21 protein-coding genes are annotated in these 22,449 nt (G+C 58.6%); 12 read left to right on the top strand and 9 right to left on the bottom strand.

Annotated features, from left to right (window positions below; translation table 11 throughout):
* Window positions 1-19: 19 nt before the first annotated feature.
* Window positions 20-1,162, bottom strand: coding sequence for an ABC transporter ATP-binding protein (locus ACZZ0A_RS13835; protein WP_007919249.1), 1,143 nt, complete (start codon window positions 1,160-1,162; stop codon window positions 20-22).
* A gap of 371 nt (window positions 1,163-1,533) precedes the next feature.
* Entirely contained in the window at window positions 1,534-2,295 is a 762-nt protein-coding gene (locus ACZZ0A_RS13830) for a gamma-glutamyl-gamma-aminobutyrate hydrolase family protein (protein WP_463543315.1), read from the bottom strand.
* A gap of 282 nt (window positions 2,296-2,577) precedes the next feature.
* Here ACZZ0A_RS13830 and ACZZ0A_RS13825 point away from each other — a divergent pair, with 282 nt between their 5' ends.
* The 4 genes from ACZZ0A_RS13825 to ACZZ0A_RS13810 all read left to right on the top strand — a co-directional run bounded on the left by ACZZ0A_RS13825 (window position 2,578) and on the right by ACZZ0A_RS13810 (window position 8,238).
* The gene (locus ACZZ0A_RS13825; protein ID WP_007918694.1) at window positions 2,578-3,954 is read left to right on the top strand and encodes a glutamine synthetase family protein; all 1,377 of its coding nucleotides are present in this window, start codon (window positions 2,578-2,580) and stop codon (window positions 3,952-3,954) included.
* 267 nt (window positions 3,955-4,221) lie between these two features.
* Entirely contained in the window at window positions 4,222-5,712 is a 1,491-nt protein-coding gene (locus ACZZ0A_RS13820; RefSeq protein ID WP_463543314.1) for an aldehyde dehydrogenase, read from the top strand.
* Window positions 5,713-5,763: 51 nt separating this feature from the next.
* Complete coding sequence (locus tag ACZZ0A_RS13815; protein WP_095113594.1) at window positions 5,764-7,047, top strand: NAD(P)/FAD-dependent oxidoreductase; 1,284 nt, start codon at window positions 5,764-5,766, stop codon at window positions 7,045-7,047.
* A gap of 642 nt (window positions 7,048-7,689) precedes the next feature.
* Window positions 7,690-8,238, top strand: coding sequence for a cupin domain-containing protein (locus tag ACZZ0A_RS13810; protein WP_007950154.1), 549 nt, complete (start codon window positions 7,690-7,692; stop codon window positions 8,236-8,238).
* A gap of 96 nt (window positions 8,239-8,334) precedes the next feature.
* Here the strand turns inward: ACZZ0A_RS13810 and ACZZ0A_RS13805 are convergent, their stop codons facing one another.
* Entirely contained in the window at window positions 8,335-8,508 is a 174-nt protein-coding gene (locus ACZZ0A_RS13805; protein WP_007919293.1) for a hypothetical protein, read from the bottom strand.
* Between the two features lie 555 nt (window positions 8,509-9,063).
* Here ACZZ0A_RS13805 and ACZZ0A_RS13800 point away from each other — a divergent pair.
* From ACZZ0A_RS13800 to ACZZ0A_RS13790, 3 genes are all read left to right on the top strand, one after another.
* Window positions 9,064-9,489 (top strand): hypothetical protein, encoded by a 426-nt coding sequence (locus ACZZ0A_RS13800; RefSeq protein WP_007919295.1) that lies wholly within the window; start codon window positions 9,064-9,066, stop codon window positions 9,487-9,489.
* 79 nt (window positions 9,490-9,568) lie between these two features.
* Complete coding sequence (locus tag ACZZ0A_RS13795) at window positions 9,569-9,904, top strand: hypothetical protein (protein ID WP_007919298.1); 336 nt, start codon at window positions 9,569-9,571, stop codon at window positions 9,902-9,904.
* Window positions 9,905-10,105: 201 nt separating this feature from the next.
* Window positions 10,106-10,390 (top strand): hypothetical protein, encoded by a 285-nt coding sequence (locus tag ACZZ0A_RS13790; RefSeq protein WP_463543313.1) that lies wholly within the window; start codon window positions 10,106-10,108, stop codon window positions 10,388-10,390.
* A 78-nt stretch (window positions 10,391-10,468) separates the two neighbouring features.
* On the opposite strand, the gene ACZZ0A_RS13785 is transcribed toward ACZZ0A_RS13790, so the two are convergent.
* Window positions 10,469-10,900, bottom strand: coding sequence for a hypothetical protein (locus tag ACZZ0A_RS13785; protein WP_007919301.1), 432 nt, complete (start codon window positions 10,898-10,900; stop codon window positions 10,469-10,471).
* 166 nt (window positions 10,901-11,066) lie between these two features.
* Between ACZZ0A_RS13785 and ACZZ0A_RS13780 the strand changes: the two genes are divergently transcribed.
* The 3 genes from ACZZ0A_RS13780 (at window position 11,067) to ACZZ0A_RS13770 (ending at window position 12,999) form a co-directional block, all read left to right on the top strand.
* Window positions 11,067-11,456 carry a hypothetical protein gene (locus ACZZ0A_RS13780; protein WP_463544097.1) on the top strand — a complete coding sequence of 130 codons (390 nt, stop codon included), beginning with the start codon at window positions 11,067-11,069 and terminating at the stop codon, window positions 11,454-11,456.
* 15 nt (window positions 11,457-11,471) lie between these two features.
* Entirely contained in the window at window positions 11,472-11,894 is a 423-nt protein-coding gene (locus tag ACZZ0A_RS13775; RefSeq protein WP_123376700.1) for an HD domain-containing protein, read from the top strand.
* Window positions 11,895-11,976: 82 nt separating this feature from the next.
* Complete coding sequence (locus tag ACZZ0A_RS13770; RefSeq protein WP_463543312.1) at window positions 11,977-12,999, top strand: AbrB family transcriptional regulator; 1,023 nt, start codon at window positions 11,977-11,979, stop codon at window positions 12,997-12,999.
* 173 nt (window positions 13,000-13,172) lie between these two features.
* Here the strand turns inward: ACZZ0A_RS13770 and ACZZ0A_RS13765 are convergent.
* Window positions 13,173-14,356 (bottom strand): IS3 family transposase gene (locus ACZZ0A_RS13765; protein ID WP_208867554.1). Its coding sequence is split into 2 segments (ribosomal slippage): window positions 13,173-14,092 and window positions 14,092-14,356, totalling 1,185 coding nucleotides; the frame shifts between segments, so codons are not numbered across the junction.
* A gap of 362 nt (window positions 14,357-14,718) precedes the next feature.
* Entirely contained in the window at window positions 14,719-15,495 is a 777-nt protein-coding gene (locus ACZZ0A_RS13760) for an NAD(P)H-dependent oxidoreductase (protein ID WP_463543311.1), read from the bottom strand.
* An 85-nt stretch (window positions 15,496-15,580) separates the two neighbouring features.
* On the opposite strand from ACZZ0A_RS13760, the gene ACZZ0A_RS13755 reads away from it, so the two are divergent.
* Both ACZZ0A_RS13755 and ACZZ0A_RS13750 read left to right on the top strand, forming a co-directional pair.
* Window positions 15,581-16,474, top strand: a complete 894-nt coding sequence (locus tag ACZZ0A_RS13755; protein ID WP_463543310.1) for a LysR family transcriptional regulator — start codon at window positions 15,581-15,583, stop codon at window positions 16,472-16,474.
* 255 nt (window positions 16,475-16,729) lie between these two features.
* Entirely contained in the window at window positions 16,730-17,515 is a 786-nt protein-coding gene (locus ACZZ0A_RS13750; RefSeq protein WP_463543309.1) for a DeoR/GlpR family DNA-binding transcription regulator, read from the top strand.
* Window positions 17,516-17,655: 140 nt separating this feature from the next.
* Here ACZZ0A_RS13750 and ACZZ0A_RS13745 read toward each other — a convergent pair whose 3' ends face one another.
* From ACZZ0A_RS13745 to chrA, 3 genes are all read right to left on the bottom strand, one after another.
* A complete protein-coding gene (locus ACZZ0A_RS13745) occupies window positions 17,656-18,939 on the bottom strand; it encodes an NAD(P)/FAD-dependent oxidoreductase (protein ID WP_007918958.1) in 1,284 nt (427 codons plus the stop codon).
* Window positions 18,940-19,085: 146 nt separating this feature from the next.
* Window positions 19,086-20,450, bottom strand: coding sequence for a glutamine synthetase family protein (locus tag ACZZ0A_RS13740; RefSeq protein ID WP_123376706.1), 1,365 nt, complete (start codon window positions 20,448-20,450; stop codon window positions 19,086-19,088).
* A gap of 410 nt (window positions 20,451-20,860) precedes the next feature.
* On the bottom strand, window positions 20,861-22,204 hold the full coding sequence (gene chrA / locus ACZZ0A_RS13735) for a chromate efflux transporter (protein ID WP_463543308.1): 1,344 nt from the start codon (window positions 22,202-22,204) through the stop codon (window positions 20,861-20,863).
* Between the last annotated feature and the right edge of the window lie 245 nt (window positions 22,205-22,449).

Raw genomic sequence — 22,449 nt, 5'->3', positions numbered from 1 at the left:
AATTGCTGATTGAAGGTTCTCATGAGCGCAGTACCACGCCGCTGTCGTCTTCCCACCACACGTAGACCTTGTCGTCCCAGGTCGGGCGCGCGCCACGGCGCTCGGCGTTGGCCATGAACGACTGGACGATTTTGCCGCCGGGCAATTCGACGTAGAACACCGAGTGACCGCCGAGGTAGGCGATGTCATGCACCTTGCCTTCGGACCAGTTGTAGCGGAACTCGGGTTGGGTGGTGCTGACGAGCATTTTTTCCGGACGGATCGCGTAGGTGACCGACTTGTCCTGCACCGAGGTGCTGACGCCGTGACCGACGTAGATCTTCTGCTGCAAGTCCGGGCTGTGAATGATCGCGTGACCTTCAAGGTCTTCCACCACAGTGCCGTCGAAGGCGTTCACGTTGCCGATGAATTCGCAGACCATGCGGCTGACCGGTGCTTCATAGATGTCGACCGGGCTGCCGATCTGAGCGATCCAGCCGAGGTGCATGATCGCGATACGCTCGGCCATGGTCATGGCCTCTTCCTGATCGTGAGTCACCATCACGCAGGTCACGCCAACGCGTTCGATGATCTGTACCAGCTCCAGTTGCATCTGCGAGCGCAGCTTTTTATCCAGCGCACCCATTGGCTCGTCGAGCAGCAACAGCTTCGGACGCTTGGCCAGCGAGCGGGCGAGGGCGACGCGCTGGCGCTGGCCGCCGGACAACTGGTGCGGGCGGCGTTTGGCGTATTGGGTCATGTGCACCAGACGCAGCATTTCATCGACACGGGCGTCGATTTCACTGGCGGGCAAACGGTCTTGCTTGAGGCCGAAGGCGATGTTCTGCGCGACGGTCATGTGTGGGAACAGCGCGTAGGACTGGAACATCATGTTGATCGGCCGCTCGTACGGCGGCATGTCGGTGATGTCCACGCCGTCGAGCAGAATCCGCCCTTCAGTCGGGCGCTCGAAACCGGCGAGCATGCGCAGCAGGGTCGATTTGCCCGAACCGGAGCCACCGAGCAGAGCGAAGATTTCGCCCTGATGGATCTCCAGGGACACATCGTCCACGGCCACGGTTTCGTCGAACTTCTTGGTGACACGATCGACTTTCACCAGCACCTTTTTCGGTTGCTGATGACCTTCAAGTGCCTTCCTGTAAGTGCTGGAGGCGTTTGCCATGTGAAACTCCCAACAGGTTTCGTTCGCCTGGCCAATGTGGCCGGGCTTAAGTGGATTGCAAGCCTGTAAGCGCTGCTCCGGTCGAAGCGCCGCAATACCCTGTGGGAGCTGGCTTGCCAGCGATGGCGGTGGGTCAGTCACCATTAATGTTGAAGGTGACGGCCTCATCGCTGGCAAGCCAGCTCCCACAGGGTTTTGCATTGTTCTGACAGGTATTGCACTTACCGATCCGGCTTGGTCGGCGCCGCCGTCCTGGCTGCCTGGGTCGTACTTGTTGTTATTACGGGTGTTGCTGTTCACGAATGACGGATGCGCGCAGGCACACCCGACTTCCGAGGGGGCAGTAAATCGGTGTGATCTTTTGGGTTGTGTCAGCGTTTGTTGCGCCGCGCCGCCCGTTGCCGGCAAGCCGCGCCGAATGCCTGGAAAATCTTCAGGTAGTTCGGGTTGTCCAGCACTTGCCATTCCGGGTGCCATTGCACGCCGAGGGCGAAAGTCGGGCTGTGCTCGACCGAGATCGCCTCGATCAAACCGTCCGGCGCCACCGCTTCGGCGCGCAGGCCGGGCGCGAGGCGGTCGATGCCCTGGCTGTGAATCGAGTTGACCTGGAACTCGCCCGGCAGCTCCAGTGCTTCGAACACACCGCCAGCGAGTACGGTCACGGCGTGGGCCGGTGCGTATTGCACCGCCACGTCCGGGCTATCGGCTTCGCGGTGATCGAGCATGCCCGGCAGCTCATGCACCTTCTGATGCAGGCTACCGCCGAACGCCACGTTCATTTCCTGGAAGCCTCGGCAGATACCGAGCACCGGAACGCCCGCCGCAATGGCTGCACGCAATAAAGGAAGGGTGGTGGCATCCCGCGCCGGATCGTGATCCGTGCCGGGGGCGCTGGCCGGGCCTTGATAGTGGAAGGGTTCCACGTTCGAGGGCGAGCCGGTCAGCAACAGGCCGTCGAGTTGACCGAGCAGGTCTTCGATTTCAGTCAGGTTGCCAAGAGAAGGAATGACCACTGGCAGCCCTTCAGCGCCAACGCTGACAGCACGTACGTACTTGTCGCCGCTGATGTGATAGCGGTGCAGGCCAATCTGTTTGACGCACGCAGTAACGCCGATCAATGGCTTGAATGCCATTTTTATTCACCTCGAAGTTTGACACTTGAACGAGCTTTTCCGGAGCTTAGCCTCGTTGATTTTAATTAACAACTGTCATGTAAAAAATTCTAAACGCCGTTCATCATATCTTCATGATTTCAGGGTCTGTGGCGCCTGTATTGGCACGCGAGTGTTAAAAAAAGCCCGAAAAATAAACCCTGCGCGGCCATCTGTTCGCTATTGACTTCACTTTGCCGTTCGGGTTGACTGGCTCGGCGAAACAGCAGTGAACATAATAATTAACAGCTAAATAGGTGCATCATGTCGGTCCCTCTGCGTACCGTTCAACTCAACGAAGCAAACGCATTCCTTAAGAAATATCCTGAGGTTTTGTACGTCGACCTTCTGATTGCGGATATGAACGGTGTGGTGCGCGGCAAGCGCATCGAACGCACCAGTCTTCATAAGGTTTATGAGAAAGGCATCAACCTGCCGGCCTCGCTTTTCGCGCTCGATATCAATGGCTCCACGGTGGAAAGCACCGGCCTGGGTCTGGACATCGGCGACGCTGACCGCATTTGCTATCCGATCCCCGGCACCCTGAGCATCGAGCCGTGGCAGAAGCGCCCAACCGCACAACTTCTAATGACCATGCACGAGATCGAAGGCCAGCCGTTCTTCGCTGACCCGCGTGAAGTGCTGGCCAACGTCGTACGCAAATTCGACGACCTCGGTCTGACCATCTGCGCCGCGTTCGAACTCGAGTTCTATCTGATCGACCAAGACAACGTGAACGGTCGTCCGCAGTCGCCACGTTCGCCGGTGTCCGGCAAGCGTCCGGTATCGACTCAGGTTTACCTGATCGACGATCTCGACGAATACGTCGATTGCCTGCAAGACATCCTCGAAGGCGCGAAAGAGCAGGGCATTCCGGCTGACGCGATCGTCAAGGAAAGCGCCCCGGCGCAGTTCGAAGTCAACCTGCACCATGTCTCCGACCCGATCAAGGCGTGCGACTACGCCGTCCTGCTCAAGCGTCTGGTGAAGAACATCGCCTACGACCACGAGATGGACACCACCTTCATGGCCAAGCCGTATCCGGGCCAGGCGGGCAACGGTCTGCACGTGCACATTTCGATCCTGGACAAAGAAGGCAACAACATCTTCGCCAGCGAGGATCCCGAGCAGAACGCCGCACTGCGTCACGCGATCGGCGGTGTGCTGGAGACCCTGCCTGCGCAAATGGCCTTCCTCTGCCCGAACGTCAACTCGTACCGCCGCTTTGGCGCGCAGTTCTACGTACCGAACTCGCCGAGCTGGGGCATCGACAACCGCACCGTTGCGGTCCGTGTGCCAACCGGTTCGGCCGACGCGGTGCGTATCGAGCATCGCGTCGCCGGTGCTGATGCCAACCCGTACTTGCTGATGGCGTCGGTGCTGGCCGGTATTCACCACGGTCTGACCAATCAGATCGAACCGGGCGCCCCGGTTGAAGGCAACAGCTACGAGCAGAACGAGCAGAGCCTGCCGAACAACCTGCGTGATGCACTGCGCGAGCTGGACGACAGCGAAGTCATGGCCCGCTACATCGACCCGATGTACATCGACGTGTTTGTCGCGTGCAAGGAAAGCGAGCTGGCCGAGTTCGAGAACTCGATTTCAGACCTTGAGTACAACTGGTATCTGCATACGGTGTGATTGGCTGAGGCCCTCAAAAGCTGAAGAGCCCCTCACCCTAACCCTCTCCCCGAGGGAGAGGGGACTGACCGGGTTGTCTTGAGATATCCGGCGACCTGAACGATCCAGTCGATTATAGATTCGGCAAAGATTTTTCAGGTCGGCGGAGATTCTGAGCATCCCCCAATCGGTCCCCTCTACCCCTGGGAGAGGGCTAGGGTGAGGGCAGCCATCTCAAACCAGACACAACACCCCGACACCCCAATCCCCCCTTGTCGAGCCACAACAATGACAACGACCCGCAACGACTGGGAACAACGCTTCCAGTCCCTGACCATCGAAGCCCGCGCATTCATCAACGGTGAATACCGCCCGGCCATCAGTGGCGACACCTTCGAATGCCTGAGCCCCGTCGACGGCCGTTTCCTCGCCTCCGTGGCCAGCACCGATGAAGCCGACGCCAACCTCGCTGTTGAAGTCGCGCGCCAGTCTTTCGAGTCCGGCATCTGGGCGAAAAAAGCCCCGGCCGAGCGCAAGCGCATCCTGATTCGCTTCGCCGATCTGATCCTGCAGAACCAGGAAGAACTGGCGCTGCTGGAAACCCTCGACATGGGTAAACCGATCAGCGATTCGATGAGCATCGACATCCCGGCGACCGCCAATGCGATTCGCTGGAGCGCCGAAGCCATCGACAAGATCTACGACGAAGTCGCCGCGACGCCGCACGACCAACTAGGCCTCGTCACTCGCGAGCCGTCCGGTGTAGTTGCGGCCATCGTGCCGTGGAATTTCCCGCTGATCATGGCCAGCTGGAAATTCGCTCCAGCACTGGCGGCAGGCAATTCGTTCATTCTGAAACCTTCGGAAAAATCGCCGCTGACCGCAATCCGCATCGCCCAGCTCGCATTGGATGCCGGCATTCCGAAAGGCGTGTTCAACGTCCTGCCAGGCTTTGGCCACACCGTCGGCAAGGCGTTGGCGTTGCACATGGACGTCGACGTGCTGGCCTTCACTGGCTCCACGGCGATCGCCAAGCAACTGATGATTTATGCCGGCCAAAGCAACATGAAACGCGTCTGGCTCGAAGCAGGGGGCAAGAGCCCGAACGTGGTGTTTGCCGACGCTCCGGATTTGCGCGCGGCAGCACAAGCGGCGGCCGGCGCCATTGCTTTTAACCAGGGCGAAGTCTGCACTGCCGGTTCGCGCTTGCTGGTCGAGCGCTCGATTCGCGAGCAATTCATTCCGCTGTTGGTGGAAGCGCTGCAAGCGTGGAAACCCGGTCATTCACTCGATCCGGCTACCACCGTCGGTGCCGTGGTCGATCAGCGTCAACTCGACAATGTGCTGCGCTACATCAGCATCGGTCGCGAGCAGGGCGCCGAACTGATCGCCGGCGGCCAACGCATCCTCGAAGAAACCGGCGGCCTCTATGTGCAACCGGCGCTGTTCGACGGCGTGACCAACGCGATGACCATCGCTCAGGAAGAAATCTTTGGCCCGGTGTTGTCGCTGATCACCTTCGACACTGCGGAAGAAGCGCTGCAGATCGCCAACGACAGCATCTTCGGCCTCGCCGCCGGCGTCTGGACCAGCAATCTCAGCAAGGCGCACACCTTCGCCCGTGGCCTGCGTGCCGGCAGCGTCTGGGTCAACCAGTACGACGGCGGCGACATGACCGCACCGTTCGGTGGTTTCAAACAATCGGGCAACGGCCGCGATAAATCGCTGCACGCGTTCGACAAGTACACCGAGCTGAAAGCGACCTGGATCAAGCTCTGATTTTCGACAGCGGTGGTCGCTCTTGATGAGCGACCTTCGGAGAACAATAAAATGAAGCAACAACACGTAAACAGCTACTACGCCGCCACCCGCAATGAAGTCATCGACTTTCCGGTTCTGGAAGAGTCAGTCGAGTGCGACGTCTGCATCATCGGCGCCGGCTACACCGGTCTGTCCTCGGCACTGTTCCTCACCGAAGCCGGCTACAAAGTGACGGTGCTGGAAGCGGCGAAAGTCGGCTACGGCGCCAGCGGGCGCAACGGCGGTCAACTGGTCAACTCCTACAGCCGTGACGTCGATGTGATCGAAGAGCGCTACGGCGACAAGACCGCAGAAATTCTCGGCAGCATGATCTTTGAAGGCGCCGACATCATTCGTTCGCGCATCAAGGAATACGACATCAAATGCGACTACCGCCCGGGCGGCATCTTCGCAGCGATGAACAAAAAACAACTCAACGGTCTGGCTGAGCAAAAGCGCAGCTGGGAGCGTTACGGCAACCGCAATCTGAAGATGCTCGACGCGGCTGACATTCGTCGCGAAGTCGGCTCCGATGCTTACGTCGGTGGCCTGCTGGACATGCAGGGCGGCCACGTTCACCCACTGAACCTGGCGCTCGGTGAAGCGGCTGCGATCACCCGTTTGGGCGGCAAGATCTACGAGCAATCGGCGGCCGTGGAAATCAAATACGGCGAGCCGAACGTTGTGCGCACCGCCAAAGGCCAGGTCCGCGCCAAGTACCTGTTGATCGCCGGCAACGCTTATCTGCCACAAGGTCTCGACAACCGCGTGACCGCGAAAAGCATGCCGTGCGGTTCGCAGATCGTCGTCACCGAACCGTTGACCGAAAAACAGGCGCGCAGCCTGATCACCAACAACTACTGCGTCGAAGACTGCAATTACCTGCTGGATTACTACCGCCTGACGGCCGACAACCGTCTGCTCTACGGCGGCGGCGTGGTCTACGGCGCGCGTGAACCGGACGACATCGAACAACTGATCCGCCCGAAGATCCTCAAGACCTTCCCGCAGCTCAAAGACGTCAAGATCGACTACCGCTGGACCGGCAACTTCCTGCTGACCATGTCACGCATGCCGCAATTCGGCCGCATCGAAAAGAACGCCTACTACATGCAAGGCTACAGCGGCCACGGCGTCACCTGCTCGCACCTCGCCGGCAAACTGATCTCGGAAATGATCCGCGGCGACGCCGAACGCTTCGACGCCTTCGCATCGCTGCCGCACATGCCAATGCTCGGTGGTCGCACCTTCTCCGCGCCACTGACTGCCCTCGGCGCCGTCTACTACTCGCTGCGCGACCGCTTTGGCATCTAAGTTACCTCCCCGGCGGCGGCCCCAAGACCCCGCCGGTTTTTCTTATCGCAACACTCCCTGATAACCAAATGTGGGAGCTGGCTTGCCAGCGATGAGGCCAGCAAACACAACATCAATCCGACTGAAACACTAAAGATCAAATTGTAGGAGTGAGCCTGCTCGCGATGAGGTTAGAAAAGACACCATCACTCCCGCTGACACACCACAAAACCTGTGGGAGCTGGCTTGCCAGCGATGGCGGTCTTTCAGCAAAAGGGATGTTGAATGTGCCACCCGATCGCTGGCAAGCCAGCTCCCACAGGTTTTGTATTCAGCCCAGAATTACCACCGGCAGGTTCATTTCACCCACCGTCCATCGAACCTGCTGAGCAACACCGGCAAACGTGATTTAATAGCCGCCTTTCACGGTTCCGGGACACGGGAGCAACGTGATCCGCGCCCCACGCGCGGCACCCGCCACCCACCCCCATTACCCGTGGGTCTGCGCGAGAACCGCCGAGCGGCGATCAGGCAAGGCAAAAACAGGCGAGGAAGCGGAGTGTAGGGCCCTACATGAGCATTCCGAGCCTGTTTTTAACGCAGCATGATCGTCGCGCAGGCAGTTTTCGCGCAGAGCCTAAGTACTTCTCACATAAGGCAGTCATGGATACGGGTTCTCGACTCAAACTAGTACGCGAAAGCTACAAACTCTCCCAGCGCGAGCTGGCCCGGCGTAGCGGCGTGACCAATGCCACCATCTCCCTGATCGAACAAAATCGCGTCAGCCCCTCCGTCAGCTCACTGAAAAAGCTGCTCGAAGGCATACCCATGTCCCTAGCCGACTTCTTCACCTTCGACCAACCCCCGCGCGAACACCAATACGTCTTCCGCGCCAACGAACAACCCGACCTCGGCCGCCACGGCCTGCGCCTGCTGCTGATTGGCGCCTCTGTACCAAGCCGGCAGATGCGCTTGCTGCGCGAGCAATACGCACCGGGCGCTAGTTCGGGGGAAGAGCCGATTGTGCATGCTGAGGGTGAGGAGTGTGGACTGGTGACTCGGGGTACGGTTGAGTTGACCGTGGATGGGTCGGTGAGTGTATTGAATGCAGGGGATGGGTATTACTTCCCGACCACGCTGCCGCATAAGTTCCGGAATATCGGGGCGGATGAGGCTGAGATTATTAGTGCGAATACGCCGGCGAATTTCTGACGCGCTAGTGTGTGGTTTAATTGCAGTTATCAGAAGACGGTAGTTAGAAAGAAACCGCGTTATTGCGGTTTCTTTTCGTCTGCTGTTCTGCTAGCGTCATTTGTCTTGGCATTGACCATTGCGTTTTTCGGCTTCCGTACAGGTTACATATACAGCCTTATCGCCACGTACTGATTGTTCGGTATCTGCAATTCCAGCCATCGAAAGGCTGGCACAGCCAATCGCGCTGGCTACCAAGAGACCTCGAATAGAGTCGCGATAGATATTCATGTTTTATTCCTTCCGGTGATTTCAGTGAGTGAGATATTGCCTAACTAAATTTATATATATCTGCGAAAAATACACCTGTTAAAGTTGACAGGTTGTTAAAACGATATGCGATAAGGCATATCACCAAAAAGTCAGGATTTTTCTCATGGTCTAATGCCTATCCTTTCTTCGGTTGTTTTTCATTCGCTCTTTACAAAGCCCCTAGGCAGCAATCTCATCAGCCCCAACCGACTTGTAGGACGCAAAACCGGTCGGCGAGGGAGCCGGTTGGAATGCCGTAAAACCGCGTTTCAAGGTGCAATCGACGTAATCCGATGCGTTCGAAGTCTCAGGGCAAAAAAGCTCGCCATGTCTGTGCCACTTCATCGCCCTCGACGGACGAATCCCCTCACCACACGACGCGTTTTCCTACGCCTTTTTCAGAACTCAAATCCGCACACACCTCGATTTGGAACTTTCCTAAAAAGCGATGTCAATTTGATGGCGTGTCGCGACGCTCATTGAACAGGATCAACCAGTGCCAGGCTGTTTCCTGGCAACCCAAGGAAGTGTGTGATGAGACTATTACTCGCCATGTTGTTGATGTTCAGCAGTTACACGTTCGCCAGTTGCGGGAACATCGACGACCACGATCAGCGGGCCTATTGCAATGCGAGGGAGAGCGGCAGCAGTTGCGGCAATATCGATAATCACGATTTGCGCGCCTCGTGCAACGCCGAGTTGGGTGGCAGCTCCTGCGGCAACATCGATGACCATGATCAGCGCGCCTACTGCAACGCGAAGAAGAGCGGCAGCAGTTGCGGCAATATTGATAATCACGACTTGCGTGCGCGGTGCAATGCGGAGCAGGGCAACAGCTCATGCGGCAACATCGATGACCATGATCAACGAGCCTATTGCAACGCCACGACCGGCGGCAGCAGTTGCGGGAATATCGACAACCATGACCTGCGCACCCGCTGCGAAGCCCTGAAACGTTGAACCTTGCAGATCAGTTCGAATTGATGGCGTTACGATATCAATGATAGAGTCCCGGGCCATTTTTCCAAGGAAGACCACTGTGCTACGTAATCGTCTCTTTATCTGTGCTGCATTACTTACTTGCAGCTTTTCCGCACAGGCCATCTCAAAAACCGAATATCTGAAAGGCTGCAAGATCCTTGAAAACGCGGCGATGGTCGTGATGCAGGCACGTCAGGATGGCGCTCCCATGGCGACGCTTTGGGACATTTCGGAAAAAAATGAGAATAAGTTGATCACCAAGATGTATCAGAGGCTCATTCAAGATGCGTATGAAGAGCCACGGCGCGAAACCGCAGAGCAGCAAACGGCCGCGACCACTGAATTCCAGAACAAATACTTCTCTGCCTGCTTGGTCAGTACGCCCAAAGAATGAGTGCCGATTTAAAGATTCTGCGCAGCCAGTGTGAAGCGATGAAGCGCTGATATCCGGTTCCTGTCACCAATAGGGGAAACCGATGCCTGAACAGGCGTCGGTTTTTTTTCGCCTAAACCATGACCATTCATCCAATACACCGCACCTTCGAGCCAGCCACTCTTCCAATGCTGTAACTCACCCAGCAAAGGAAGAACCACCATGCTGAACCATAAAATCGCGGTGTTAACCCTCGCGGCCTTGCTGTCCGGCAGTTCGCTGTACGCGATCGCGGCCGGCGAAACGCCGACCTCGACAGCGAACGACGGCAACAGCCAGACGCGTGATCCGGCGTCTCCAGCCACCAATGCCGACCCGGATGCCGACTCGCTGCCCAAGGGTGGTGATGGTGGCAAGACCGACAATGGGCCGGTGCCTTCTGCCTCCAAGCCCAGCCCTGCGGGTCAACCGTCCGGTAGCAGCGGTGGTGGTAACGGCGGTGGTTAACGGATATTGCGCACTAAAAAGCCCGGTCCTTTTGAGCCGGGCTTTTCTTTGCCTGTCGCTGGCATGGAAATCAGTCGTTTACTTCGTTTTCCAATGCCCGCCACCATTCTCACAATCAATCCGCGCCTGCGCCAAATGCTCCACGTCGTAGTAATACGTGGTCACTTGCGCGTTGTCGGGGATGTTCAGGGCTTTGGCGTTTTTGTCCTTGCTGGTGGAATGCGGGTTGGCCAGGGATTCCTGGGTGATCGTGGCGATACACGTGGCCTGATAGTGATCGGCGCAGTGTTCAACCTTGGTTTTAGTGCTGCTCAGCATGTCCTTGCTTTCGTTGCTGCACGACCAGTCGATTGAGTTGACCGGCATGCCTTCGTATTCATAACAGCTGTGGGTTTCCACCGCTGGCACCGAGGCACTGGAGGATTGGGTCTGGACGTCGCAGCCTTCGGCCATGACGCAGGTGGGGATGACGGCGAAGGTGGCGATCAGAAGCAGGAATCGAATGTTCATCGGGCTTTCCTCTCCAATGGCGCCGTGTCTGATCGAGGATTTGGCGCTGATACAGTTTCGAGATTGTGCGGAGGAGGGAGGTTCCATCGGGTTTTTGATTTGCTCCTATCGCGTACACTGCGAAACAATCGGAAACATTCAGCGCCCAAGGATTGGAACATTGCCCATGATTGAAATCGGCAGCCGCAATAACGCGCCCCCCTCGCAGCATCCATTCCACGACATCTATCTGTTTCACATTGACCCTGCAAAGCCAGACACGCCTTTCTGTTTCGAACAGTCGATGTCCGGCGGGCATATGGAGCATGGCGGTGCGCGATGGTTGGCGCTGGATGAGCTGGACGCCTGGCCGGGAGAGTGGCGTGAGCATTTGAATAAGGCTGATTGCGCGTGGGTTGCCGAGTTGATCGATGCCCATCCAAAAGCCGATCAGGCTGGTTTGGTGTCGCTGATCCTTCAGCGGCATTACGGGTCAGCGAAGCCAGTCGGGCGTCTTAAGGCCATCGGCAACTGGCTCAAACGCAACATCCATGTCGGCGGCCGCTACGGCGTTTAACCCTCGGAGAACCCCATGACCCAGACCCTCGAACGTGCAATCGCCATCGCCGCCACGGCCCACGCCGGACAGGTCGACAAGGGCGGCGCGCCGTACATTTTGCATCCGCTGAAAGTCATGTTGCGCATGACCACATTGGAAGAACGCATCGTCGCTGTGCTGCACGATGTGGTTGAGGATTGCGGCATCAGCCTCGTTGATCTGCGCAAAGAAGGCTTCAGCGAAGACGTTTTGAGCGCTATCGAATCCGTGACCAAAGTGCCGGGCGAATCCTATGAAGACTTCGTCGACCGCGCCGCACAGAACCCGATCGGTCGGGTGGTGAAGCTGGCGGACTTGGAGGAGAACAGCGACCTGTCGCGAATTGCCTCGCCAAGTTGGGAAGATTTGGAGCGGATCGAGAAGTACCGTCGCGCGATTGGACGGTTGCGCGGCTGAAAACGAATACATTCCCTGTAGGAGCTGCCGAAGGCTCCTACATGGGTTGTGGTGTGTCAGGCAGATAGCCAGGAAGGCGACTATGAAATCCATTCTCTGTTTGTTGATTGCTGCCGGTTTCGGCGCGCTGTTGCAGTTCGAAGGCGTGCCCCACGGTTTGTTGTTAGGCTCGATTGTGGTCACCGCATTGTTTGCCAGCAAAACCGATATCGCGCCGGCAACGCCTTATGGACTGGGCTACATCCAGGTCACGCTGGGTATCGCCACCGGGCTGATGTTCGAAGCGTGGGACAGCGAGACGGCCTCGACGATGTTGCCTAGCCTTGGTGTGTTGCTGATTTGCCTGACGGTGCAAATCGCGTTGGCCGGATGGTGGCTGACGCGCGGCGCAGGCTGGAACCGTACCGATGCGCTGTTGGCGGTTTATCCCGGCGCATTGGCAGCGGTGTTCGATTTACTCGAGTCGGAGAAAGCGTCGAGCAAGGTCATCATTGTGCATCTGATGCGCTTGCTGCTGATCACGGTACTGGTGAGTTTCCTGATTCCCGGCCAGGCGGCTGCGGTGGCGGTTGCCGATGGTGATCCTTTAACGACAGGCATGGCACTGACCGCGTTTTCGGTGATCGCATTGAGTGTACTGCTCGGACGCTTGCTGCTGGTGATCGGCGTACCGGCGCCGTTCATGCTCACGGCGATCATTATCACTGCCGTGTTCGTGAAATCGGGATGGCTGCACGGTTTTCATATGCCGGACTGGAGTTTGAATCTGGCGGCGCTGATTCTCGGCGTGCGGATCGGCTCAAGGTTTCAGGGGCTTGGCGTTGCGGAACTGGGGCGTCACGGGCGCACGGCGTTGGTCTCAGTGGGTTTGATGATCGTGGTAGCCGCAGTATTTGCTGAGGTGGCGGCGCGCTGGTTGGGCAGTGATCCGCTGTCGCTATGGCTGGCGTACATGCCGGGGGCGATTGAGACGATTGCGATTGTCGCGTTTGGTGGCGGGCTGAATGTGGTATTTATCCTGACTCATCATTTGAGCCGGATGGTGTTGCTGCATTTTGCCCCGGCGTTGTTGGTGCAAGTGCGGCGGGCGCGGGAGGAAACCTGACCGGAGCCACTGATGCCTGCATGTTGCGGTGTGTCAGTTAGATCCATCCCCCTCACCCCAGCCCTCTCCCCCAGGGGGGCGAGGGGGAAGGGAGCCGATTGTGGGCTGTTCAAAACTTGAGTTCGGCTCGATATTCCAGGTCGGCGTAGCTCGGAAAAACAACTCTGCAGTGGTCAACTAATTCCGGACACCTCGATAGGTGGTTTTGACGCCATCGCCCGCTCGTAAACGGTCGGTGGCAGATATCCCAGTTTCGAGTGCAGCCGTTCGTTGTTGTAAAACCCAACGATGTATTCGGTGATGTCGCGGATCGCTTCAGCGTGGTTCGCGTAGTCACGTCGCCATACTCGCTCCATTTTCAAACTCAAAAAGAAGCGCTCCATCACTGCATTGTCCCAGCAATTACCTTTACGGCTCATGCTCTGCTGCATGTCGTTTCTTGCCAGTAATTCTCTGTAAGTTGCACTCGCATATTGGCTACCCCGATCTGAGTGGGCAATCAAGCCTGGCGGCGGTTGACGCTGCGCGATTGCCAGTTGCATCGCGGTGCACACCAGCTCTGCCGGCATGTTCGGAGCCATCGACCAGCCCACTATCTTGCGTGAAAACAAGTCCAACACCACGGCCAGATACAACCAGCCACTGCGGGTGCGGATATAAGTGATGTCGGCTACCCAGGCCTTGTTTGGCGCTACTGGATCAAATTTTCTGTTCAGTACATTCTCTGCAATCGGCAGGTCATGATTACTATCGGTTGTGTGTACAAACTTGCGCTTCCAGGCTGAACGCAGTCCGTTAGCCCGCATCAATCGACGGATTTTATACAGCCCGACAAGCATGCCTTTACCGCGCAAAGCGTCGCGCAAAGGGCGGCTGCCGTAGCAGCCTCCACTCTCGGCGAAAGACGCCTTGAGTTGCACAAGAACAGGACAACTCTGCCGAACAGGCGCATCAGCACGCTTCTGAGACTCATAGAAGCCTGAACGACTGATGCTCAGCAACCGACAGACATGTGCCACTGAGTAAGCCTTCTGTTGCAGCTGCCGAACCAGTCGATACCTTACTTCAGCTCGCGGGCAAAGAAGGCGGTAGCCTTTTTTAAGATGTCGTTATCCATCTTGAGCTGCCGATTTTCTTGTTCCAATTGCCGGATGCGCTGTTGCTCTGCCGTTAATGGCTTGCCGATTCCGGCCTGCCCCAGTTGCTCTGCCTCGTATTGCTGAACCCAGCGTCGAACGGCTGTCTCACCAATGTTCAGATCCTGGCAAACCTGTACAACGGTGAGTCCCTGATCCTTGATCATCTTCACGACTTGCAGCTTGAAGCTGTCGTCGAATGCCCTGCGTTTTTTAGTCATGAATAACTCCTCGATAGATGTATTTTCCACCTATCGGGGTGTCCGGGGAAATTAGACCACTGCACTCGGTCAGTCGCCTCTCTCCCAAATGGGCGAGGGGGGAAGGGAGTCGATTGTGGGCTGTTCAAAACTTGAGTTCGGCTCGATATACCAGGTCGGCGTAGCTCGAAAAAACAACTCGGTCAGTCGCCTCTCTCCCAAGTGGGCGAGGGGGGAAGGGAGCCGATTGTGGGCTGTTCAAAACTTGAGTTCGGCTCGATATTCCAGGTCGGCGTAGCTCGGAAAAACAACTCGGTCAGTCCCCTCTCCCTCTGGGAGAGGGTTAGGGTGAGGGGCTTTTGCTCTACGTGGTCGATGCGGCACTAGCGGATGTGTGCGTCGAAGCCTTCGCTATCCGGCGCGATATCGCTCTTCAAAGTCAAAGCAGGAATCTCATACTCCCCACCATTCTGCTGCCGAAACCCAATCGGCCTCGTACTCCACAGCTCATCCAGCCGCCGCCCCAGTTCATCACAAGTCTCAGCATACCGCGCCGCATCCATCCGACTTGTCCGATACACCACAAACGGCGGCACCACTTCAAAACCGGGGTAATACAAAATCCCGTGTTGAATCGGAAACAGCAAATCATCCATCGGCCCGTTAATCCCGCGCGGCGCATAGTGCGATTCCCAGCCGCCAGTGGTAACCATCAACATCGCCCGTTTGCCTTTCATTTTCCCTTCGCCATAACGCTCGCCCCAACGACTGTCGGAATGTTCGCCGACGCCGTAGGCAAACCCATAGGCGTACACCCGATCGACCCAGCCTTTGAGAATCGCCGGCATGGTGAACCACCACAGCGGAAACTGCAGAATCAGCGCATCCGCCCACAACAGTTTTTCCTGCTCGCGAGCGATGTCGGCAGCCTGAGTGCCTTCGGCGTAGGCGACTTTCGAGTCGAGCGAAGCGTGGAACGGTTTCGTCGCATCGCGCTCAGGGGCGTCTTCGGCGTCGAGGCTGGCTTTCCAGTTCATCGCGTAGAGGTCGGAGACCTGCACGGTGTGGCCGGCGGCTTGCAGGCGCTGGACGCTGAAGTCGCGTATCGAGCCGTTGAGGGAAGTCGGTTCTGGATGGGCGTAAACCAGTAGCACTTTCATGTTGAAGCTCCGTTAGCTGAGTGACTGCAGGATCGGCGTTCAACCGGTATATTGGAAATGAATGTCTGATATGTCTGGTATAGCCATGAATAATTTGAGACGACTGGATATCAATCTGCTGCTGACCCTTGATGTGCTGCTGTCGGAGCACAATGTCACCCGCGCGGCGCAGCGCCTGAACCTGTCGCAGCCGTCGGTGAGCGTGCATCTGGCCAAGTTGCGCGACATCTTCGGTGATCCGCTGCTGTTGCCCGGGCCGCGTGGCATGCGCCCGACGGCGCGTGCCGATGAACTGCGTGAACCGTTGCGCGAAGCGTTGGAGGCGTTGGAGAGGGCGGTGGCGCCGGCCAGTGCGTTCGACCCGGCGCTGGCGACGCACACCTGGAAAATCGCCGCGACCGATTACGGCGAGTCGACGGTGGTGTTGCCGGCGCTGAGCAGTTTGCGTGAACAGGCGCCGGGCACGCGTCTGGCGGTGATCGATCTGACCCCGGCGCATCTGGTCAAACAGGCCGAGCAAGGCGTGTTCGATCTGGCGCTGCACATCAGCGAAGATGCGCCGCCGGAGCTGCATCGACGGCCGCTGTTCACCGAGCGTTATGTGCTGGCCGGTAGAGTAGGGCATCCAGGTTTGATGCAGGCGCCGAGCCGCGAACAGTTCTGCGCGCTGGAACACGTGATGGTGTCGCGCGAAGGTGGGGGCTTTTTCGGGGTGACCGATCGGGCGTTGGCCGATGTCGGGCTGATGCGCAAAGTGGTGTTGTCGGTGCCGCACTTTCTGATGGCGATGTCGGTGCTGGCGGCCACCGATCTGGTGGCGATGCTGCCGTCACGCCTGGTGCGTGGCAACCCGGCGTTGCAAGTGGTCGACGCGCCGCTGGAAGTACCCGGTTACGAGATGGCGATGTTCTGGGGTGAACGCTCGCATCGCGATCCGGCGCACAAATGGCTGCGCGAGCATTTGCTGGCGTCGGTCTGAGGCGCAGTCAGGCGTGGCCGAGGGCAATCGCAAACGACACGACGATCATGCACGCAAACGCAAAATTGAGATTCATGAGGTATTCATCCTGAGCCTTTTAGAAGTGCGGCCATTCTGAACAGGTTGAAAGCAAAGAAAAAATTCGCCTTGTCGATTCCAATGATCGAAACGATTGATACCCGGTCGGTTTGTGTTTACTTGGGGCTTTCGCTAGTCTTGCGAAACCTGCAATTACAAGCATAAACAGGCACAATCATGCACGATCATTCCGCAGCCGAACTGCCCTCTCTGCGCCGGCAGAAAATCCTTTTGCTCCTCGAACGTGACGGCAAGGTCATGGCCTCCGAGCTGAGTCAGCACTTTGCGGTATCCGAAGACACCATCCGCCGCGACCTCGCCGAACTGGACAATGCCGGGCTGGTGCAACGCGTACACGGCGGGGCGTTGCCGCGTCCGAAAGACTCCGGCAAGGACTACTTCACGCGGCTGGACGAGACGGATGAGGTGAAAATCCGCCTGGCGCAACGGGCCGCGCAGGAAATTGAAGACGGGCAGATTGTGTTGTTCGATTCCGGCTCGACCACGCTACAAGTGGCGCGCTCGTTGCGTGCAGATATCAGCATCACGGCGGTGACCGCTTCACCGATGACGGCGATTGCCCTGTCTGAATTCAAGGCTGTGAAAGTGATTCTCGCTGGCGGCCAGTTGAACCCGCGGACGATGGCGGCGGGTGGGCATGAGGCGCTACGGCTGCTGGCCGGGATCAGGGCGGATCTGGCGATTACCGGGGTTTGTGCGATTCATCCGGAAGTGGGGATCACTTCGCTGCATTTCGATGAAGTGCCGGTGAAGCAGGCGATGCTCGATGGCGCCGCGCGGGTGATTGCGGTGACCACGGCGGACAAGCTCGGGGCGGTGGAGCCGTTTGTGGTGGCGCCGTGTGCGCGCCTGCATACGCTGATCACCGAGCAGCATGTGGCATCCGGGAGTGTGGAGGATTATCGGCGGTTGGGGATTGTGGTGGAGCAGTTGCCGGATTGAGGTTTTGTGGTGGAGCTGATGGCCTCATCGCTGGCAAGCCAGCTCCCACAGGTTTTTGCGGTGTACATGAAATTTGGGTACGCCACGGACACTGTGGGAGCTGGCTTGCCAGCGATGGGGTCAGCAGGATCAACACAGGCTTAGCGAAGTCGCTCAAGCATCTGGTAATACCACATCCCCGCCGCCAACAACGGGTTACCGAGCAAATCCCCCATCGGCACACGAATGTGCTGGCACTGGGCAAACGTATCGAACTGCTCCATCTGCCCGGTGATCGCCCGGCCCATGATTTCGCCCATGATGTGCGTGGTCGCAATGCCGTGCCCCGAGTAGCCCTGGCAATACCAGACGTTGTCCGAGAGCTTGCCAAGTTGCGGGATGCGGTTGATGACGATGCCCATTGCGCAGCTCCACTGGTAATCGATCTGCACGCCTTTGAGCGCCGGGAAGGTTTGCTCGATGCACGGGCGCAGTTCGGCGGCGATGTCCCGTGAGTCCTTGCCGCTGTAGTTGGCTCCGCCACCGAACAACAAGCGGCCGTCGGCGGTGAGGCGGTAGTAGTCGAGGACGAAGCGGCAGTCGTACACCGCGAGGTCTTCGGGGTTGATCTGTTTCGCCAGATCGCCGAGCGGTGCGGTGGTGACGATGCCGCCCATGGCCGGGAAAATCTTGCCCTTGAGCTGCCCCGGTTCGAGCTTGTGATAGACGTCGCCGGCGAGCATCACCTGATTGGCGTCGATCTGCCCGTGAGCCGTGCGCACACCGGGTGTAGCGCCGTGAATGATCTCCAGCACTTCGCTGTTTTCGAAGATCAGCGCCCCGAGACTTTCCGCCGCCCGCGCTTCACCGATGCACAGGTTGAGCGGGTGCAGATGCATGTTGCGGGTATTCTTGATTGCGCCGTGGTAGAGGTCGCTTTGCAGCAGATCACGCACCTGACTGCGGTCGAGCAGGCTGACTTCATCGCCTAATCCGCGCCGTACGGCTTCTTCATGATCCTTACGCAAATCAGTCATGTGGCTGGGCTTGTACGCGGCGTGCAAGTGGCCGTGTTTGAGGTCGCATTGAATGCCGTATTTCTCGACGCGTTGCTGGATGATTTCATGTCCGCGCCAGCGCAGGTGCCAGATGAAATCATCGACTTCATTGCCGAGTTTCGCGCGCATCTGTTTGCGCATCGCGCCGTCGCCGGAAAGGCTGCCGGTGACTTGTCCGCCATTGCGCCCGGTGGCGCCCCAGCCGATTTTGTGGCTTTCGACGATGGCGACTTTGATGCCTTTTTCAGCGAGTTCGACGGCGGTGGCGACGCCGGTAAAGCCGCCGCCGATGATCACCACGTCAACCTTGTGCCGGCCTTGCAGGGTCGGGTAGTCGGTGTCTTGGTTAAGGGTGGCGGTGTAGTAGGAATTGCAGCGTTCGGTCATGTCAGTGTCCACACAAATTCTTCGGTTGTACGCGGTCCCTGTAGGCCTTCGCCTGCTCGCGATAGCGGTGTGTCATTCACCTATGATGTGACTGACATGGCCTCATCGCGAGCAGGCTCACTCCTACAAGGGATAGTGGTGAATATTCAGGCGTCGGTGAGATACCAACGCCAATCCTGCTCACCCACTTCGGCCATGAACTGCCGATACTCGGCACGCTTCACCGCCAGATACACCCCGAGAAATTCCTGCCCCAACGCATCCCGCGCCCACACTGAATTTTCCAGCGCCTGCAGCGACGTCAGCCAATCCGTCGGCAGCAATTCCTTCGCCTGCGCATAACCATTGCCCTCGACCGGCGCACCCGGATCAAGGTCTTCACGAATGCCACGATGAATCCCGGCAAGGATCGCCGCCGCTGCCAGATACGGGTTGGCGTCGGCGCCGCAGATGCGGTGTTCGATGTGCCGGGTGTTGGCCGGGCCACCGGGTACGCGCAGGCTGACGGTGCGGTTGTCAACACCCCAGGTCGGCGCCAGCGGCGCGTAGCTGTTGGCCTGAAAGCGCCGGTACGAGTTGGCGTTCGGGCAGAACAGCAGCAACGAATCGAGTAGCGAGGCGAGCATGCCGCCAATCGCCGTGCGCAGCAGCGGCGTGCCGGCCGGGTCTTCCGAGGCAAACAGATTGTGTCCCGCGCCATCGGCCAGACTGACATGCATGTGCATGCCGGTGCCGGCCAGATCATCGAACGGCTTGGCCATGAAGGTTGCCTGCATGCCGTGCTTGTGGGCGATGGCTTTGACCAGGCGTTTGTAGCGCACCGCCTGATCCATCGCCTCCAGCGCGTCGCCATGTTCGAGGGTGATTTCGACCTGACCCGGCGCGTATTCGGAGATCGCCGTGCGCGCCGGAATGCCGTGCAGTTTGCAGGCGCTGTAGAGGTCGGCGAGGAACGGTTCGATCTGCTCCAGCTCGCGCAAACCATAAACCTGGGTGTGTCGCGGTCGACCACCGTCAGCGTCCAGTGCCGGTTGCGGACGGCCGTTGTGATCGCGTTTGGCATCGAGCAAGTAGAACTCCAGCTCGCAGGCCATCACCGGGTGATAACCCTCGGCCTTGAGCCCGTCGATGACCTTGATCAGCAAGTGTCGCGGGTCGGCGATGCTCGCAGGCATGCCCTCGGTCGGGTGCATGCTGACCTGCACGGCGGCGGTCGGAATCTGCCGCCATGGCAGGCGCACCAGACTGCCTTCCAGCGGATAGGCGCGGCAGTCGATATCGCCGACGTCCCAGACCAGACCGGAGTTCTCGACGTCTTCACCCTGCACGGTCAGACCGAGGATGGTGCTTGGTAGCGGTCGACCGCTTTGGTACACGGCGAGCAGTTCTTCGCGGTGCAACAGCTTGCCGCGTGGCACGCCGTTGGCGTCGAGAATGAACAACTCGATCATGTCGATATCGGGGTTCTGGTCAAGGAACAGGCGTGCGTCTTCGATGGCTGCGAATTTCATAATCAATCACTCACGATGGCGCCGCACAGGCGCGCAGATTCGGGCCGGACACGACGCGGCAAAAAGGCGTAGGTGTCCTGGCAGGGATATCAAGAAGCAGGGGACTGTCGCGGTTCTTTAACGGACGCGATCAGATAGACCGGGCGATATCCGGCGGGCGTGCGGAGTGACGCAGCTTGGAACGGCGCAGGGCCATGGGGAGATTGACGATACGATTCATACGCCGCCCCTGTGAGAGAGGGCGCGCAGGGTAGAGACGTTCAACGATTCTGGTTGTTGTAGTGACGTACTCATAACGCGTGTTTCCGTTGGCGGAAAACGTCGGTGGCGGGGGATGCCCGCCGACCGGTGTGCCCGGATAGTAAGGGGGAATTCGCGGGCGTGTAAACGGGAGATTCGCAGGCCAGGGTTCAGCGCATCAGCTCAAAGCCCAGCCCGGCGAGGGCGCAAACGATCAACACACTGATCACACCGCGTTTGAAAACGAACAAGGCCAATGCCGCCGCAACGGCCAGCGCCACTGAAAAAACATCTGTCGCCCCGTTAAAGCCATTCGGCCAGAACACGTGATAAGCGAAGAAACACGCCAGATTCACAATCACCCCGACCACGGCGGCGGTGATTGCCGTCAGCGGTGCGGTGAACTTCAGTTCGTTGTGCGTCGATTCCACCAACGGCCCGCCGGCGAGGATGAACAGAAACGAGAGCAGGAAGGTGAACCAGGTCACCAGCGTTGCTGCCAGTGCGCCGGCGGCAAAGGCATGTTCGGGGCCGAACGCCGGTTGCACGTAGGCACCGACGAAACCGACAAACGCCACCACCATGATCAGCGGGCCGGGGGTGGTTTCGCCGAGGGCGAGGCCGTCGATCATCTGTGTCGGCGTCAACCAGCCGTAATGCCCGACGGCACCCTGATAAACGTAAGGCAGCACCGCGTAGGCGCCGCCAAAGGTAAGCAGCGCGGCTTTGGTGAAGAACCAGGCCATTTGCGTGAACGTGCCGTCCCAGCCGAACAGCACCGTTAGTAACGCCATCGGTAAACACCAGAGCACTGCGCCGATCAAAGCCAGACGCAGCAGCTTCGGCAGGCTGAAACGGGCGTGTTCGGGGGCCGGCGTATCGTCGTCGATCAACGCCGGGCCGAAGGATTTCTCGCTGTTGCGCGCCCCTGTGTTGCTGAACCGCTGCGGTGCGAACCGTCCGCCCAGATAGCCGATCAACGCAGCCCCGAGGACGATCAAGGGGAAGGGCAGATTGAAGGCGAAAATCGCCACGAACGACGCCCCGGCAATCGCCCACAGCCAGGCATTCTTCAATGCACGCGAGCCGATGCGATGTGCGGCGTGCAACACAATCGCGGTGATTGCCGGTTTGATCCCGTAAAACACCCCGGCCACCGCCGGCACGTCACCGAAAGCGACGTACAGCCACGACAAGCCAATCAGAATGAACAGCGACGGCAGCACAAACAGCGCACCGGCGATGACACCGCCCCAGGTGCGATGCAGCAGCCAGCCGATGTAAGTCGCCAGTTGCTGAGCCTCGGGGCCGGGCAGCAACATGCAGTAGTTGAGTGCGTGCAGAAAACGCTTTTCGGAGATCCAGCGCCGACGCTCGACCAACTCCTGATGCATGATCGCGATCTGCCCGGCCGGCCCGCCGAAACCGATGCAGCCGAGTTTCAGCCAGAAGCGCCAGGCCTGGCGCAGGGTGACGGGATCGGGGCGGGGCAGGTTGTTCGGCGCTGTGCTCAAGCGAGACTCCGGAGTTGAATCCTGGCGGAGTGGCTATCTAATCAGACTTTTAACCCTCACCCCAGCCCTCTCCCAGAGGGAGAGGGGGCCGACCGCGGTGTCTGGCGTTATCCATCGACCTGAAAGATCGAGTCGATTATGGATTTGATGGTCACCCGAAGGGGCCGACCGCGGTGTCTGGCGTTATCCATCGACCTGAAAGATCGAGTCGATTATGGATTTGATGGTCACCCGAAGGGGCCGAC

The organism is Pseudomonas sp. AC242 (assembly GCF_979258655.1).
Note: the sequence above shows the minus strand (reverse complement) of the source record. Positions and strands in the feature narration are given on the sequence as shown.